Source organism: Cytobacillus spongiae (genome assembly GCF_021390075.1).
In genome coordinates, this window is the sequence record NZ_CP089998.1 from 207,137 (window position 1) to 224,567 (window position 17,431).

16 protein-coding genes, 1 pseudogene and 2 other annotated features are annotated in these 17,431 nt (G+C 40.8%); of the genes and pseudogenes, 11 read left to right on the plus strand and 6 right to left on the minus strand.

Going from position 1 to position 17,431, the window contains the following annotated elements; genetic code table 11:
• Window positions 1-68 precede the first annotated feature (68 nt).
• The gene (locus LS684_RS21510; RefSeq protein WP_169215839.1) at window positions 69-1,340 is read right to left on the minus strand and encodes an ATP-binding protein; all 1,272 of its coding nucleotides are present in this window, start codon (window positions 1,338-1,340) and stop codon (window positions 69-71) included.
• 415 nt (window positions 1,341-1,755) lie between these two features.
• On the opposite strand from LS684_RS21510, the gene LS684_RS21515 reads away from it, so the two are divergent.
• The 5 genes and pseudogenes from LS684_RS21515 to LS684_RS21535 all read left to right on the plus strand — a co-directional run bounded on the left by LS684_RS21515 (window position 1,756) and on the right by LS684_RS21535 (window position 6,432).
• Window positions 1,756-2,631, plus strand: coding sequence for a YitT family protein (locus LS684_RS21515; protein WP_432418849.1), 876 nt, complete (start codon window positions 1,756-1,758; stop codon window positions 2,629-2,631).
• Window positions 2,632-2,763: 132 nt separating this feature from the next.
• On the plus strand, window positions 2,764-3,075 hold the full coding sequence (locus LS684_RS21520; RefSeq protein ID WP_233811853.1) for a hypothetical protein: 312 nt from the start codon (window positions 2,764-2,766) through the stop codon (window positions 3,073-3,075).
• Between the two features lie 46 nt (window positions 3,076-3,121).
• Window positions 3,122-3,945: pseudogene (locus tag LS684_RS21525) on the plus strand (undecaprenyl-diphosphate phosphatase).
• 68 nt (window positions 3,946-4,013) lie between these two features.
• Window positions 4,014-4,235, plus strand: a binding site (T-box leader).
• A 35-nt stretch (window positions 4,236-4,270) separates the two neighbouring features.
• Window positions 4,271-4,504 (plus strand) — a binding site (T-box leader).
• Between the two features lie 54 nt (window positions 4,505-4,558).
• The gene (gene thrS, locus LS684_RS21530; RefSeq protein ID WP_233811854.1) at window positions 4,559-5,764 is read left to right on the plus strand and encodes a threonine--tRNA ligase; all 1,206 of its coding nucleotides are present in this window, start codon (window positions 4,559-4,561) and stop codon (window positions 5,762-5,764) included.
• A 248-nt stretch (window positions 5,765-6,012) separates the two neighbouring features.
• The gene (locus LS684_RS21535) at window positions 6,013-6,432 is read left to right on the plus strand and encodes a GNAT family N-acetyltransferase (protein WP_233811855.1); all 420 of its coding nucleotides are present in this window, start codon (window positions 6,013-6,015) and stop codon (window positions 6,430-6,432) included.
• Window positions 6,433-6,570: 138 nt separating this feature from the next.
• On the opposite strand, the gene LS684_RS21540 is transcribed toward LS684_RS21535, so the two are convergent.
• Window positions 6,571-6,795 (minus strand): hypothetical protein, encoded by a 225-nt coding sequence (locus LS684_RS21540; RefSeq protein ID WP_233811856.1) that lies wholly within the window; start codon window positions 6,793-6,795, stop codon window positions 6,571-6,573.
• A 478-nt stretch (window positions 6,796-7,273) separates the two neighbouring features.
• Here LS684_RS21540 and pssA point away from each other — a divergent pair, with 478 nt between their 5' ends.
• Entirely contained in the window at window positions 7,274-7,948 is a 675-nt protein-coding gene (gene pssA, locus LS684_RS21545) for a CDP-diacylglycerol--serine O-phosphatidyltransferase (protein WP_169215833.1), read from the plus strand.
• 147 nt (window positions 7,949-8,095) lie between these two features.
• On the opposite strand, the gene LS684_RS21550 is transcribed toward pssA, so the two are convergent.
• From LS684_RS21550 to LS684_RS21560, 3 genes are all read right to left on the minus strand, one after another.
• A complete protein-coding gene (locus LS684_RS21550; protein ID WP_432418840.1) occupies window positions 8,096-9,280 on the minus strand; it encodes a chromate transporter in 1,185 nt (394 codons plus the stop codon).
• Window positions 9,281-9,296: 16 nt separating this feature from the next.
• Complete coding sequence (locus tag LS684_RS21555; RefSeq protein ID WP_169215831.1) at window positions 9,297-9,608, minus strand: PadR family transcriptional regulator; 312 nt, start codon at window positions 9,606-9,608, stop codon at window positions 9,297-9,299.
• Window positions 9,609-9,774: 166 nt separating this feature from the next.
• Window positions 9,775-11,547 carry a beta/alpha barrel domain-containing protein gene (locus LS684_RS21560; protein ID WP_233811857.1) on the minus strand — a complete coding sequence of 591 codons (1,773 nt, stop codon included), beginning with the start codon at window positions 11,545-11,547 and terminating at the stop codon, window positions 9,775-9,777.
• A 244-nt stretch (window positions 11,548-11,791) separates the two neighbouring features.
• Here LS684_RS21560 and LS684_RS21565 point away from each other — a divergent pair, with 244 nt between their 5' ends.
• The 4 genes from LS684_RS21565 (at window position 11,792) to LS684_RS21580 (ending at window position 14,865) form a co-directional block, all read left to right on the plus strand.
• A complete protein-coding gene (locus LS684_RS21565; protein WP_233811858.1) occupies window positions 11,792-13,270 on the plus strand; it encodes an esterase/lipase family protein in 1,479 nt (492 codons plus the stop codon).
• 171 nt (window positions 13,271-13,441) lie between these two features.
• On the plus strand, window positions 13,442-14,311 hold the full coding sequence (locus LS684_RS21570) for a M14 family metallopeptidase (protein WP_233811859.1): 870 nt from the start codon (window positions 13,442-13,444) through the stop codon (window positions 14,309-14,311).
• A 156-nt stretch (window positions 14,312-14,467) separates the two neighbouring features.
• Window positions 14,468-14,608, plus strand: coding sequence for a hypothetical protein (locus LS684_RS21575; RefSeq protein WP_233811860.1), 141 nt, complete (start codon window positions 14,468-14,470; stop codon window positions 14,606-14,608).
• Complete coding sequence (locus tag LS684_RS21580) at window positions 14,602-14,865, plus strand: alpha/beta hydrolase (RefSeq protein ID WP_233811861.1); 264 nt, start codon at window positions 14,602-14,604, stop codon at window positions 14,863-14,865. Before LS684_RS21575 ends, LS684_RS21580 begins: the two co-directional genes overlap by 7 nt.
• Window positions 14,866-15,226: 361 nt before the next feature.
• Here LS684_RS21580 and LS684_RS21585 read toward each other — a convergent pair whose 3' ends face one another.
• A complete protein-coding gene (locus LS684_RS21585) occupies window positions 15,227-15,643 on the minus strand; it encodes a universal stress protein (RefSeq protein WP_169215828.1) in 417 nt (138 codons plus the stop codon).
• Window positions 15,644-15,908: 265 nt separating this feature from the next.
• Here LS684_RS21585 and LS684_RS21590 point away from each other — a divergent pair, with 265 nt between their 5' ends.
• Window positions 15,909-17,390 (plus strand): SulP family inorganic anion transporter, encoded by a 1,482-nt coding sequence (locus LS684_RS21590; protein ID WP_233811862.1) that lies wholly within the window; start codon window positions 15,909-15,911, stop codon window positions 17,388-17,390.
• Window positions 17,391-17,431: the final 41 nt, after the last annotated feature.

Here is a 17,431-nt window from a genome sequence, read left to right on the forward strand (position 1 = left end):
TTAACTAATTGTGAGACAGGCTGGAATGGATAGAAATTATCGTACAGAAAAGGCTTAGGGTGCTTACCCTAAGCCTTTGGGGATTGTACATTTTCATTCACAATCGGGAGACGAATCGTTACAGTTGTACCTTTATCCAATTGACTTTCATATTCGATCATTCCATCCATTTCCCTGATAATCTTGTTTGTCACCATGCTGCCAAGTCCTGTTCCTTTTGTTTTGGTAGTATAGAAAGGAAGGCCGATCTTTTTCAATTCATCAGATGTCATTCCTTTCCCTGTATCCGTTATTTTTAAAAGGATGGATTCAGAAGAAGGTTCTTCTTTTACAGATATCTTTATGTAACCCTGTTCCTCGATTGATTCAATTCCGTTTTTCATGACATTCATAATCGCTTGCTTCATATGATGTTCGTCACCTTTAATGTAATGGGTACCCGAATCCTGGAATAGTATCGAAGTGTTGGTGTATGAGGCAAAAGGCCTTAATAGATCGACACAGTCCTGGATAACTTCCTCCAAATGAAGGATAGAAAGGTGAAACTCACTAGGTTTTGCCACGCTGAGGTAGTCAGTGATGATTTTATTTGTACGATCTAATTCATTCAAGATGAGGGGGGAGTATCCTTTAAACTTTTCATCATCCGTGTTTTCACTGAGATGTTGAATGAATCCCCGCACAGTTGCAAGAGGGTTACGGATCTCATGGGCAATGGAAGCAGCCATTTGACCAACCATATTCAGTTTATCTAGGTAGACCATTTCTTCTATTTGTTTGTTGGTCCTGATCAGATGCTCAATGATGAAAACGAGAGCAACAAACGTAAAATAAAACACCGAAAAATAAATCAAATAAAAGGTTACATCAAGAAATGGGATCGTAATCTTGATGATCGTGATGTATAAAATGGAGTGAATGAGGAAGATGAATGTACTTCCAAGAAATTTATATTGCGTTTTCAAGAGCATTTTGCGAAAGAGAACTCCCATCACAAATGCTAGAGCTGAAACGATTATTCCAATCATCACAAAAGGACCGCCGATCAAATAGCGGGTTAAAATCACGCATCCTAGTACGATGGATCCGGATAGGAATCCTGCATAGATGGTTGCAATCAGGATAGCGATCATTCGTAAATCAAAATGAGTTTCCCCAAGGGTTTCCATTGGATAGAGCATACATAATAAAGCACCAAATGATCCGATCAATCCATATGTGATTTTGTGCTTTAGATGAGGGACTTGTTTTTCTTTAAACGGGAAAAAGACATTCGCATTATACGTAAATGAAAACAAAATGGTAATATTGACCAGAAGAGTCTTGATTAATGTAATCAAAGAAAAGCCTCCATAACTGAATTACCTGAAACAGACAAACTGTCCCAGTAAAAAACCTGAACATACAAGTATTAAAAATACTTCAATTTTCCCTTTTAGTCAAATGTTTCTACCTGAAGAGGGAAGGACCTTAGAAATCGATGAAACTCTATGAATATCCCGTTGAAGAGGATCAAACCGGACTGCAGTATTCAGGCTTGAGATGGTATTACTCCAATAGAGGTCCGCCCTCCCTAATGGCAGGTATTTTAATACTGAGAGTAGAATATATAAGTTATACAAGCTTATTTTTAGACGCTTGTGATGGATGATTACATAGATCATTTTGTTCCGAAGAGTTGGGTAAGGCTTTCGTCAAGGTGGGTTTATCTTAAAAGGAGGAATGGAGATGATTGAAGGTCAGGTAATACAACAAATGCAGCAAGTGAAAATCAAGCATAAGAAGATCCCTTTGAAAGAAGTGGTGAAAAGAGCTGTCCTCATCACCATCGGGGCGGTGATCATGGCGGTGGGTCTTGAGATATTCCTGGTGCCGAATCAGGTCATTGATGGAGGGATCGTAGGCGTTTCCATCATTCTTTCACATATTACAGGCGTTAAGCTCGGACTATTCATCTTTATTTTGAACATCCCCTTTTTTTTCATCGGGTATAAACAAATCGGAAAAACCTTCGCATTTTCCACGCTATACGGCATCATTATTTTATCTACGTCTACTACGTTCCTTCATCCTGTCCCTGCATTCACACAAGACATTCTACTGGCTTCTTTATTCGGGGGAATCGTTCTCGGGATAGGAGTCGGTTTGGTCATTCGCTACGGAGGATCTCTCGATGGAACGGAAATCCTTGCTATCCTGACAAGCAAAAAGCTCCCCTTCTCAGTTGGGGAAATCATCATGTTTGTAAACCTATTCATTCTGGCGTCGGCTGGATTTGTGTTCAGCTGGGATAGAGCCATGTATTCACTATTAGCTTACTACGTGGCGTTCAAGATGATTGACATTACCATCAAAGGGTTAGACGAATCCAAATCTGTATGGATCATAAGTGAAAACTATGAGGAAATCGGTGATGCTCTCCTTCACCGATTGGGGAGAGGAGTAACCTACCTGAAGGGTGAAGGAGCCTTTTCAGGAGATGATAAGAAAGTCATCTTCTGTGTCATCACCCGCCTTGAAGAGGCGAAGCTTAAAGATATCGTCGCAGAACACGACCCCTCAGCGTTTCTGGCCATTGCCGATATAGCTGAAGTAAGAGGGGGGCGGTTCAAGAAGAAAGATATTCATTAAAACGGAAAGGAAGCTCAGTGCAGGGGAAGTGATATGCCTCTGTAATGAGCTTTTTATTTGAGAAAAAATAGATATTGTCGTCCTCTGGGGGTTGTAGTAAGATATTCTAGATTATCATGAACGGGAGGGGAAATGATGGAGAGATTGCTGTTTGTATTACTTTACTCTTTCAGAATGTTTCAGGGCGTTGGGGAATATGAGAATTTTATCAGTGAAAAAGTCACACAGCATCAAGATCAACATGATGAACTTGCCGCCTTTTCATTTCCTTTATCTCCTCTTTTCATGACGAAGAATATGGAAGGGAAAGGGAACCCTCTGTTTGAGGGGAGTCATCATGACATTTCCCCGAAGCTGCATCCCCGCCGACAGAACCCATATATTCATGGGGATTCAGCCGGATTTACAGGCATTGTCAAATTCCACTCCAATTACCTTTCTTAACTGTCTGTTATACCAAATGTATAAATGGACAGAGGAGAAATGATAAATGGATTTCATTGTGTTATTAAAAGCAATTATTCTTGGTATGGTCGAAGGACTTACGGAGTTCGCTCCCGTGTCTTCAACGGGTCATATGATTTTAGTAGACGATCTGTGGATTAAATCAAAAAAAGTACTAGGTAAATATCCGGCAAATACATTTAAGGTCGTCATACAACTGGGCTCAATATTGGCAGTTGTCATCGTATTCAGAGAGAGATTTAAAGATTTACTGGGGATAAATCAAACTAAAAGCCATTCATCCAGGTTAAAACTTTCCCATATCTTTACGGGATTACTTCCTGCGGTGATTCTGGGATTAGTATTTGAGGAGTATATTGATAAACACCTATTTTCAGTGAATACAGTCCTTATTGGTTTAACGGTAGGAGCATTTCTAATGATTGCAGCGGATTGGTATAGACCTAAAGAGTCAATGGTGAAAACTGTCGATCAGATTACCCATAAAAAAAAGCATTCATCATTGGTCTGATCCAATGTTTGTCACTATGGCCAGGTTTTTCAAGATCCGGTTCAACCATCTCAGGAGGTGTTTTACTGGGATTAAGCTACCGGGCAGCAGCTGACTTTACATTCATCATGGCTGTACCAATCATGTTTGGAGCAAGTTCCATTTCCCTATTGAATAACTGGATGTACTTCACGCCTGAATTTTTACCTTTTTTACTGGCTGGATTTTTGAGTGCTTTTCTTTTTGCGTATCTGTCGATCCATTTTTTCCTAAAGGTGATCAATAAAATCAAGCTCCTTCCCTTTGCCATATATCGACTTCTCCTTGTTGGGATCATTCTTGTTGTATTTTATTCATAACTCTTGACAGTTAGAAATTACTACCATATAATTTCTTTAACAAATTTATTACGAATGGCATATACTATGAGAAAGCTGAGAAGAGGACATGAATCATTCCCTTTTTCTTAATTATCAGAGAGCAGGGTCATTGGCTGGAAGCCCTGAAGAAAAATGAATGATTTACCACCTCGGAGCTATTATGGGGAACGAACAGTATCCATAATCGGGAAACCGTTATCTTGCTTGAGCGAAGCGTTTATTTGACACTTCGGAATTAGGGTGGAACCACGACCGCACTCGTCCCTTGTAAGGGATGAGTGCGGTTTTTTTATTGAATTGAATACGATGTGCGATGAAGAGGATATGAATCTTCTACCGTTTTCTTATCAGAGAATAGGGTCATTGGCTGAAAGCCCTGAAGAAAAAAAGATGATTTACCACCTCAGAGCTATTATGGGGAACGATCAGTATGATCAGTATCCATAATCGGGAAAACCGTTATGTTACTTGAGCGAAGAGCTGTTTTATGCAGCTTTTTCGAAAAAAGGGTGGTACCACGACCGCATTCGTCCCTTATACAGGGATGAGTGTGGTTTTTTTATATAAAAAATGAGCAGTAGGAGGAAACAATATGTCAATTCAATCTGAAGTAGAAAAGAGAAATCACAGGAAGATCGGCCAGGAGCTTGAATTATTCATTTCTATGGAGGAAGCGCCTGGAATGCCCTTTTATTTACCGAAAGGGATGCTCTTGCGAAATGAACTGGAGGACTTTTGGAAAAAGGAGCATAGAAAAGCAGGCTACCAGGAGATCAGGACACCCATCATGATGAAGCAGGAATTGTGGGAGAAATCGGGGCACTGGGATCATTACCATGAGAATATGTATTTCTCAGAGGTAGATGATCAGAACTATGCCATCAAACCGATGAGTTGTCCTGGAGCAGTCCTGATTTATAAAAGCAAAAGGCGCAGCTACCGGGAGCTTCCTCTCAGATACGGCGAACTTGGGTTGGTTCATAGACACGAGCTCTCCGGTTCTTTAAGTGGGTTATTGAGAGTTCGGTCGTTCACTCAGGATGACGCCCATCTATTCGTAAGGGAAGATCAAATTCGATCAGAGCTTCATAAAGTATTGGATCTTATCGATGTCTTTTATAACCGATTTGGATTTGACTATATGGTAGAACTGTCGACTCAACCAGAAGATTTTATGGGGTCCCTTGAGCTATGGGATAAGGCTGAAAGTGATCTGGAGGCAGTATTGAAAGAAAGAGGAGTGAATTATCAAGTAAACGAAGGGGATGGTGCCTTTTATGGGCCTAAGATAGACTTTCATATTATGGATTGCCTGGGACGGAGCTGGCAGTGCGGTACAGTACAACTTGATTTCCAAATGCCGGATAACTTTGAATGTGAATATATCGGGGAAGGAAACCAGGTGTTAAGGCCCATTATGATCCACCGGGCCATATACGGATCACTCGAACGGTTTCTCGCCATTATCATCGAACATTTCGGAGGGAATTTCCCCCTTTGGTTAGCTCCTTATCAGGTTAAAATTCTTCCGATAGCCAATGCACATCATTTATATGCTCAGGACCTTAAGTCACAATTGGAGAAAGAAGGATTTAGGGTGGAACTGGATGATCGTGAAGAAAAGATAGGGTTAAAGATAAGGGAAGCAGAACTTCAAAAAGTTCCCTATATGATGGTGATAGGGGATAAGGAAATGAAAAGTTCATCTGTTTCACTCCGTAAAAGGAAGGAAGGGAACGTTGGTATGATGAAAATGAATGAAGTTGTGTCAACTTTCAAAGAAGAGTTGAAAGAATAGACAGAAGGGAAAATTCCATTGACCCTTACCTGTATTTTTTATACAATATTGTATAGAAAATTCTGAGTTTCATGCAGTGGAATGATACGTTTTACTGAATAATCATCAACCAAGCTCAACGATTTCTTCTGAAATAGAACTAAAAAGGTGTTCAGCACCTTCTTAGTTCTTTTTTATACGATGACGCCTAATCATTTAGCATAAGACATTTCAGGTGGAAAAGCTCGTTGAGGGGGAGGACCGGCTTAATGAAAATCATGATTCAGAACAGATTTGATCCAGACCAGGTGGGGGAGATCAAGGAAATTTATCATTCAGTAGGTTGGATGAAACATAGTGATGAGGCAATTGAAAAGGTGTTCATAAGAAGTGACATTCTTTCGTTAGCTATATGTTGTGGCAAGGTAGTGGGGGTGGGAAGAGCACTAACCGATGGTGTGTTCAATGCAACTATTTATGATGTAGTGGTCCATCGTGAATACCAAGGAAATGGGATCGCAAGTCTCATCATGGATGATTTATTAAAAAAGCTGCAGGAGATCTCATGTGTTCTATTAATCTCCACCACCGGCAATGAAGAATTCTATAAAAAACATGGATTGAAAAAAGTGAAGACGGGCATGGCAAGATATCTAAACTCAAATCTTGCTGATGAATATTTGGAATGAGGGCCAAGACGAAAAGGGATGTAGAGACTGTCCTTTTTTAAGTAGTTTTTAGGATGCTGAAAAGTGAATTCCTTGACAGGCGTATTAGAGTTTTTACTTTATCCAAACAAAAACGCCAGGGATATCCCAGCGCCATGGTTATAGTATTTTTGATTTTTCTTTGGAGTCTTTCACGTTCATCTGTTCTAATTCAAGTCTTAATTTCTGAGTCTCAATCACAAAGTTATCGTGTTTCAGTCTTTCCAGCTCAAGTTGGTCTTCTATCATCTTTTGCTTCATCTTGGATTGTTTTTGGAAGTGGTCGGTTATGATACCGAGTAGGGGTATCGAAAAAATCATGATAACAGCAATGGTGCCAGTCATTACAATCATCCCTTTCCTTCAAATCGTCTTCGTCACTTCATAGTTAAATGATAACAAAACCCGAAGTGGATTAGTATACAGCGTGGAAATTTAATATAGCTTTATACAAAAATATACGAATAAGACCTATAAAGAGTTTCAACTTTATTTATGAAGGTTTTACAATGCAGAGGCCAATCACTCGAAATAAAAGCGATGATTTTCGTGACGCTTTTTGACTGACCATATCAATAATCACCGATTTTCCTTTACCAACATACTCCTTTACTAGTATGGACAGCCACCTGTATTCTAAATGTGATAATATAAAGGGGGATACACTGAACTCTTTTGCAATAAATTATCAACAAAGTATTTGTAAAGGCTTATAATAAAAATTCATGTCACTTCATGAATTTTTTTCAAGACATTCCTTTATGTATGAAAGGAACATGTTATTCTAGACTTAATATACTTTTTGACAGAGTGAGGATTAAAGATGAAACTAACCAAAAAAATACCCAATATGGTCACATTGGGGAATCTGTACTGCGGTTTCTTATCGATCGGATTTGCCGCAAACGGACAATTTAAAAATGCAGCCATACTAATTATCATTGGTATGATGCTGGACAGCATGGATGGAAGACTGGCGAGGATGCTTAAGGCGGATAGTGTACTGGGCAAAGAACTGGACTCTTTAGCGGATATTGTCACGTTTGGTATTGCTCCATCATTTCTTGTGTATTATACATATTTCTTTCAATTTGGATTATTAGGATTTATTGTAGCTGGTTTATTTCCTTTATTTGGTGCTTATCGCCTGGCGAGGTTCAATACAAGCCCTCCCAAATCGTCCCTTCACTATTTTGTGGGGGTTCCGATCACGGCTGCAGGAGGTATTCTTGCGATTCTCACGCTCTTCGGAAATTTCATCCCGAACATTGTGACAACGGTCATTTTCACCGCCATGTGCTTCCTCATGGTGAGCAGGATACGAATCCCCAGTCTTAAGGAAGTACCACTGCCGAAATATGGCACGATCGTGACACTCTTCATTGGTGCACTCCTTTTCGTCATTTATAAAGGGACTTACGAGGAATTTCCTTATTTAATTTATATTGCAACACCCCTTTACATAGCGTATCTCGCTTACAGATTCATCAAAAGATAAAAAATGACCCGGGTATTCATTTACCTGGGTCATTCCTTTAATATGAATCTTTCATACTATATATGTTCCTGCCAATGAATCCTATTCTCATGATATGAACATGGCCCTAAAAAGCTATGACACACTCACTGTCTTTATCCGTCCTGCTTAAATGTAACTCATCAACAGTCCGCCGACTGCTCCCGTTAACACGACTATCCATGGCGGTATTTTCCAGAAGACCAGCATGCTGAACAGTACGGCTGCAAAGGCAAAGTCCAGTGAAGAAATGATGGAAGAGGTCCATATCGGTTGATAGAATGCTGCGATGAGGATTCCTACCACGGCAGCATTCACACCCATCAGGGCCCCTTTTATTTTGGGATTCCGACGGAGGGTATCCCAAAATGGCAGCGTACCTACTATAAGGAGAAAAGCAGGGAGAAAAATAGCGAACGTTGCAAGCAATCCGCCCTGCCATCCATTGATCACTGCACCAATGTAAGCTGCAAAGGTGAATAGTGGTCCTGGAACTGCCTGGGCAGCACCATATCCTGCTAAAAACGCCTCTTCTGATAGGAGGCCGGTTGGGACAAACTCCCTTTCAAGAAGAGGCAATACAACATGTCCGCCCCCAAAAACCAACGATCCTGAACGATAAAAACTATCAAGTAAGGCGATCCATCCCAGGGACGTCACATCCCTCAAGACTGGAAGAAGAATAAGCAAACCGAAAAACAAGGTTAAACAGAAAGCTGCAAACCTCCTCGAAATGGGGAAGTTCACTCTCGCTTCACTGTCTGTAGTCTGTTGTCTAAACAGAAGGAACCCGATGAAACCAGAAAGGACAATGACACCAATCTGTGAAAATGCCGTTTGCCATAATAAAATGATCACTAATGCTAATAGTGCAATGGCTTTTCTCTTTAAATCAGGTGTCAGCTTCTGTGCCATTCCTATGATTGCATGGGCCACTACAGCGACAGCGACAATCTTTAGTCCATGTATCCAACCTGCATCAGCCACATCTAGACTTTGAAGAATGATGGCAAACAGGATTAAAGCGACGACCGATGGAAGGGTGAAGCCTAAAAATGAAACAATTCCTCCTAACACACCTGCCCGCATGATCCCAATCCCCATGCCCACCTGGCTGCTGGCTGGTCCGGGGAGGAATTGGCATAGGGCTACGAGATCGGCGTAACTTTTCTCATCCAGCCATTTTCTTCTCCGGACATATTCTTCATGAAAATAGCCTAAATGGGCAACAGGTCCTCCAAAAGATGTAAGACCGAGTCTCGTTGATATGATCAGTATTTCTAAGAGTGACTTTAACTTTCCTGATGTATTCACGATTATTTCACCTTCTTTATGAATCTTTGATTTCCTTAAATAACTCATACGCTTTATGTCTTGCTTCTTGTAATACTGCATTCCCTTTCTCCGTAGTCGAATAATATTTACGGATTTTACCTTCTACATTTTTTTCTTTTTTTGTCAGGAGTCCATCCGTCTCCATCGTGTGAAGGATGGGATACAGCGTACCTGAACTTATGCTGTACCCATGTTCTCTTAATTCATCCAACATCCAAGTCCCGTAAATGGGAGCTTCTTTCGCATGATGAAGAATATGGATTTGGATAAACCCGAGAAAGAGTTTTCGTAATACTTTATCTTCCAATCAATCACCTCCATATATTGGATCCCAATATCGGGATTCGATATCGAATTCGAATATAGGAACTATAACATGAGAACAGACCGAAATAAAAGAGGTGAGTGGAAGTTTACAAAATTTTAACGTTTGTGATAGGAAAAAACCATATCCTTCTTGGATATGGCAATGGTCAGATCATGTCTTTTTCTTGATGTAAAAAGGAATATGATTTTTTTAACCCTATTACAAATAAGAAAAGGGCGATATAGGCAGGCAGAAGGTGGATAAAAGAAGTGTAGCCGATGGCAAAATGGATATATATGCCGGCTATGAAGGCAGGGAGCCCACCAACTAACAGGGTCCACCATACCCACCGGCTTCCTTGTTGAAACCCCCAAAGAGAGAGCGTCAGCACCAGTAGTCCGACACTGAATAAGGCACTGCCGAATCCTGCTCGATCATGGGCAATAACCGGAATGAGATTTTGATTGAACTCATTCAGTATATCCGGTGTCATACATAGGTAAAGTAGATCTGTCGGAACAAAAACAGACGTCACACCATAGTAAGAAATCGTAAGTCCCCCAACAACGAATGAAAATCCAAGTACGACAAAGGCAAGCTGGCCATAAAGCGCTTGTAACCAATTGCTGTGATTTCTTCGATTTCCAGAAGAGGGTGTACCTCTTGTCTCTCTCGTATGAACCCAACCATGAATATAAAAAGGCAGCAATATGAGCCAGAATACAAGATGCAGCCAGTCAAAGTATCCAAATCCGATAAATAATAGTATCCCCAAAAAGCCGGTTGAGGCTCCAATATCAATGGATTGTTTAGCCCAAAGAAGACGTCTCCTTACTCCGTGATAAGCGAGCTGCATATAGACAATCCCACCTGACATCATAGTACCTGCCAACGTCATCCTGTCGTGAGCCATGAATTTCACTATAGAGTCATTAAATCCTGAAATAGTTTCCCTCTGCATCCCCAAATACTGTTCGTCATAGGGGAGAATCACAGACGTTAAGCTGAAAAGGAGAGCCAAGAGCCCCCCTATAAAAATAAATAAGCCAAATACCCAATACGAAAACCACCCTTTTTGTGGAGGGGGGTGATCATTCAAATCATCAAGTAATGCTTCGTTAATACGTTTGGTTAATCCCGGTCCAGAAAAGACATATCCATCAGAAAGCAGAATAAGGTCCGCCCCGGCATTTAAAAGTTTCAGCGCATGACACGGTTCAAGGACGCCGCCTGAAGAAATAATCGAAAGATCCGGGTAAGCCTCACGATAGGAACGGATTCTTGATATGAGAGCATCAAGCTCATCTTCTTCTACGACGATTCCTGCTGTATCCTGATTGTTCAGAGTGTGGCGGTCTGTCATGTCAGGGTTCGAGAGATACATTGGTTTATTGCTATGAATAGTTGGATGTTGCTCATTTCCCTCTAGTATATAAGCATCCGCATAAATGTCTAAATGTTCCATCATACTGGATATTTCTTCAGGGCTTCCGGATAAGCGAATGATAAATGGTTGCTTTTTACTATGTTTCTTTAATTTCTTTAGAGTTTCCTTTAATCCAATGGATTCAGGGGGATCTTGGAATGTAATCTGCTTCTTATGATGATCTGCTATAGGATAAGCGGAATTTCTTGCAGGATGTATGGTGACAGGACCTATTTCAATAAAACCAAATCCCAGATGGGTAAAGGCAGATGTACCGGATAATAATGGATCGATTTTACCGGACAATCCAACAGGATTTACACATACCAGCCCATCGATCTCTTTCTTCAGGCGGGGAGAACATTCTTCCCTACCCAGGAAATGGATGATGTGTGGCCCTTGTGGAAGAGAAGAAATAAGGCTCATCCCTTTATGGATAAACTCCCTGGATATATGTGAAGGAAGCTTAGATAAAACAGGTTTAAATATTCCATGATAAGACCAATCAGGCATAGAGCATCCCTTTCAATATAGTTTATATCCCTATTTTAACAGTGAATTTGAAAGAGGGGGACGGTTAAATGATTAAATCTGATTTATTCGGTGAAAGACCATTCCTCAATTGAGTAAGAAGAAAGTTTTTCTTATTGCTTGGAGGATTAGTCCTTTCCTCCCTAATGATGTAAGTTCAGTTATATGTTTAGAATTCTGCCGATATACTTTATAGGTTTCTATCAACTGAAAAAGGAGAGAGGGTATGATTAAAAAGGTATGTGTGACTGTTCTTGCATTCGTATTGTTTCTTCCTGGCTGGAGTCAGGCAGGATCATTTGGGAAAGATGACCCTTCAGGGGTTCCAGGGCAATGGTATGTGGGTACGACTCCTTCAATTGTTGCTCCTTCAAAACATCCTGTTCTGTTTGTTCACGGTTTAAATAGTTCTTCCAATACTTGGTGGAACGAAAACAATATGTACGACACCGCCTATCAAAATGGATACGAAACGGCTTTCATCGATTTGTATCCAACCAAGAATATGTGGGATAACGGTGCTCTCCTTGCCCAGAAAATCAGGGACATTTACACATACTACGGTGAGAAGGTAGTGGTGGTTGCGCATAGTAAGGGTGGAATCGACACGCAATCAGCACTTGTCCACTACGGTGCCTATCCCTATGTTGCGAGGGTCATTACCCTTTCGACACCCCATTATGGTTCCCAATTGGCGGACCTTGCCTATAGCAGCTGGGCAGGTTGGTTAACTGGGATCCTCGGAAGCAAGAATGATGCTACTTATTCTTTGCAGACAGGGTATATGGATTACTTCCGTTCTGAAACCGATCAACATCCCAATGTAAACCGAAATCCAATCTACACCTTTGGCGGTACGAAGTGGGGAAGCTTTGGAAGCTCTCTGTACTGGGGAGGTTTGTATCTTCGTGCTTATGGAAGTAATGATGGGGCTGTTACGGTCAGCAGTTCCAGGCTCCCATATGGTACTGAATTAAAAGTGGGAGAATGGAATCATTACACAATAAAGGAGGGCTCATCCACATTTAATTTATTCAAGACTTACTTGAACGAAGGAACCGAAACGACGGGTCATAAAACACAAAGTACCATCCAATCAAGTAATGAAGATGAGATTGTCTCTGTTGTCAGGGGAGGAGATTATCATGGAAGAAAACAAGAAAAGGTTATAGTGGAACATGGTGCACAATCTGTAACCTTTGATTGGATTAGCAACAGCCCATCATCACAGATAACCTTAGTTGATCCAACAAATAAAGCAACTTCATCTTTCAAAGTACAGAAAGACGAAAGCGAGTACTTTAAAGGTGCTTATCATCATACGGTGACGGTTAACGATCCGGCACCGGGGGAGTGGACAGTTGATGCTTCATCTTCATCACGGGAAAAGTATCTATTACGAGTTTCTTTCGAGAGTATGATGAATGATGCATTAAGTTTACAATTTGCACAGGATAAAATCAGTATGAAAGCAAAAGACAACAAGTTTAAACTTAAACAGGAAATCATCATTGAGTATTACAAAAATGGAAAGTTGAAACAGAGTAAAATAAAAGCAAAGAATTCCAAATTACCGAAGCTTGAAGAAGGCGTCTATAATGTGACAATTGATGTGACGGGGAAAAAACAGAATGATGCTTTCCAGAGAACCCTCATAAAAAGCATTTACGTGGATGGTTCCGGAAAGGTTTACGGACTGAAGTAAAGGGGATGGGGTTCGGGTTCGAGTGAGAAGCTGTAGTGTTCACAGCTTCTCTCCTTTTGTGACTGAATAGTTAGTCTTCCTCCAATAGAATGAAAATGGTCTGTGATTTCCTGACATGATAAGACTTATGATCCACACGCTATTCCGTATTTCGGTTCTAACGGTTCATTTTTGAGAAGAGGAAAGGTCACTTTAGAAGTATATGGTCAATCGGTCACAGGAAGAGATCTTTACCTTGCACAATTCGGGAACAATGATGATAACCCGACAGTCCTTTGTTTAACTCAGCAGCATGGAAATGAGGCACTTACGACTGAAGGGGCCCTGCAATTCATCAAGCATCTTACGTCGAATTCTAAAGGTGTGAAAGAAATGCTCCAAAAAGTAAACATATTGGTTGCTCCAAGATTGAATGTCGATGGAGCAGAAAGCGATGTTGATTTCTCACTGGAAGAGTATGTAGCGGGGACTCATACAAGGTATAATGCGAATAATGTGGACTTGAATCGGGATCACGTGGATCGCAATCAGCCAGAAACCAAAGCTCTTCATGAAAATGTCCTTCAGAAGTATATGCCGGATTTCATGATCGACCTTCATCATCAGGGAGCTGAAACCACTCTGGGAGATACTGACAAGCTTGTGTCTGGTTCGATTCTATATCCGACCAATGATCATGTAGATCCTAAAGTCGTGGAAAGGTCCAAGCAACTTGGATCGGTCCTGTATAATTCTGTTGAAAGCCGTGGATTCGGGACACTGTCTAAATATGTAGGTGGTACAGCGCCAACCATAAGCAGAAATGGACTGGCTGTTGAGTATGGAATTGCGACACTTCTTTTCGAAATGAGAGGCATGGCTGATCACTATAGAGAAGATTATGTTCTTGGACAAAAAAGCAATGGTTATCTCATTAAACAAGCAGTCATTAGCTTAGATGCTACTGCAAAGGCGATAGCAGACGGTTCTATTGATGAAGTGGACACTTCTTTCTGGGATACACTTCCTGAAAGCTCATATAATCGTAGCGAGAGTGAATAGGTAGATATGTGAAGGTGCACTTCCAAAAAGGAGGTGTGCCTTTTTATGTATTGGGCCATTGAAATGGTTTAATTCCTCTTTTCATTTGAAATTTATGAACTTACACGGGAAACAGTACCATTCACATTACACTAAAAAAAATGAAGGAGTATACGAATGTATGATCATATTGAAGTAACCATAACACCTTTAAAGTCAAAGAGAACCGTTCGTGTTTATCTACCCAATGATTATTATGTGATTGAAACCAGAAGGTACAATGTTGATGAAGATGCAGGATATGGCATGGTATGGTGAATAGGAGAATCTTAGATAAGTCCAATATGGATCTCATTGTGGTGGGTATTGACTGCATCGAAGGATTAAAGCGTTTGGATGAATATGGTCCATGGCAGAGCTCGGCCATGGGGAATGTATTTGATGAGAGTAGAACATCGGTCGGAGGAGAGGGAAAGGATTATATTGACTACATAGTAAATGACTTAAAGCCACGATTGATCATACATACCTCACCAATCCAGAAAAGTCCCGGGGGAGCTCATTGGGCGGACTGATCACTACATAAACTGCGTGTATATACCCCCACGTTATCAAAAGAGTGTCCTCTCTCTCATCTGCCTATTGGTTCAACCAAATCCAAGTAGAGAACTTGATCGAAGAAAGTGAACTATCGCAGGTCGAGGGTTTTTACCTGGATATCGGCACAAAAGAAAATTCAGAAAACCCGGATGATTTAACCTATATCGAATCAAGCAGGAAGGTCTATCGATTGCTCAAAGATAAAGTTCAGGATTGCCGCTTTGAGAGTGTTGAAGGGGCGAAACATAACGAAATTGCATGGAGAGAAAGGTTTCTATGATTCTAAACTATTTGCTCAAGGATTGAAAAAAAGACTTCCATACAGGAAGTCTTTCTCTATTTCACGATCAGAACTGGACATTTTGCCCGTTTGGCAACTTTGTGGCTGACGCTTCCGAGTACCATTTCCTGAAAAACATTCAAGCCCCGGCTTCCTATGACAACTGCGTCATAATCATGTGTATTTGCATATTCAACAATCGTCGGACCAGGCTCCCCATGCAAAAATATAATGTCATAAAGAATTCCATTATGTTTGGCCTTTTGTTCGATCATTTGCAGTTTCTGCCTTCGTCTATCATTGGCATCCAATCCCCAATTCTGTAGGATATCGTCTTTTGATTGCTTTCCGTCGACTACATACACGATATCCATCTTCGAGCGCTCATGGCAGCTAGCCAGCGCAATCGCTTTTTCACCGGCTCTTAAAGAATGTTCAGAGCCATCTGTTGCAAGAAGAATATGTTTGAACATTGCATTTCCTCCATCCAATGAAACCATTTAGTATTTAATTCTATACAATCAATCAAAACCCTTTATAGAATGATAAGATTTTTACATGTGTTTGAAGTAGGATAGTTTAATGATGAAATAGGGAGAAAATGAAAGGAAATGACTGTTGTTTGCGTTTTCATTACCATTTCACAAATGATCTGATCCATTATATAATGTCCTTTGTGTCAAACGGCCCCGACTTTCATGAGAGTTGAAAGTCACAACTAATCGAAAGAGGTGCATTATGATCTTTAGTGAAAAAATTAAATATGAATGGTTTGGGAATATTAGAGGGGATGTGCTGTCAGGTATAGTGGTTGCCATGGCATTGATTCCTGAGGCAATCGCCTTCTCGATCATTGCAGGTGTAGACCCAATGGTGGGACTATACGCTTCATTTTGTATTGCCGTTGTTATTGCATTTGTAGGTGGGCGGCCAGGTATGATTTCAGCTGCAACAGGGGCAACCGCTTTGCTGATGACCACATTAGTGGCAGATCATGGGTTGCAATATTTACTGGCAGCTACGATCTTAACAGGGGTGATCCAAATTGTCATGGGTGTCCTTAAACTAGGACGTTTAATGAAGTTTGTCCCACGTTCTGTTATGGTAGGTTTCGTGAACGCGTTGGCCATCCTGATCTTTACAGCTCAATTACCTCACTTTGTGGACCAGTCCTGGATGATGTATGCCATGGTGGCAGCAGCCCTTGCAATCATTTACATTTTACCACGTTTCACCAAGGCTGTGCCTTCAGCGTTGGTAGCCATTATTGCAGTAACGGTCTTTGCCGTGTTGACAGGAAGTGGTGTTCGTACCGTTGGAGATATGGGGGAGCTATCACAGACCTTACCCCTTTTCTTACTTCCGGATATTCCTTTAACGCTTGAAACGTTGCAGATCATTTTTCCATATTCTCTATCCATCGCAATCGTTGGGTTGGTTGAGTCCCTTTTGACTGCTTCTATCGTTGACGATATGACGGATACAACGAGTAATAAGAATAAGGAAGCAAGAGGACAAGGTATTGCCAATATCGTTTCGGGATTTTTTGGCGGTATGGCAGGGTGTGCGATGATTGGACAATCTGTCATCAACGTGAAATCGGGAGGAAGAGGTCGATTGTCAGCTCTTGTTGCCGGTCTATTCTTAATGGTTCTAATCCTTGTATTAAATGATTTCCTTGTTCAAATTCCAATGGCTGCCCTTGTGGGTGTCATGTTTATGGTTTCTATCGGGACATTTGACTGGTCATCATTAAAGAATCTGGACAAAACACCGTTTACCGATACACTGGTCATGTTGGTCACGGTTATAACTGTATTAATCACACATGATCTATCCAAAGGGGTCCTGGTTGGAATCATCTTAAGTGCAGTATTCTTTGCTTCGAAAATTTCAAAAGTCAATATAACAACAATGGCTTCAGAGGAAACTCATAAGAAGGTTTACAGAGTATCCGGGCAATTATTCTTTGCTTCTGTGACTGAGTTTGTTGAAAGTTTCAATTTCAACGAAGATGTAAAAGAAGTTACGCTTGATTTGACTCACGCCCATTTATGGGATGATTCCGCTGTAGGTGCCATCGATAAAATAATGATTAAATACCATCAAAACGGAGTTAAAGTAACGTTGATCGGCTTGAATACGGAGAGTAATAAGCTCATTGATAAACTGGCAGTGCATAATAAGCCAGGTGGTATGGATAAAGCCGTTAACCACTAAATCCTAAGTTGTAATCTTAAAAGCCCTTGGTCGATGATCAA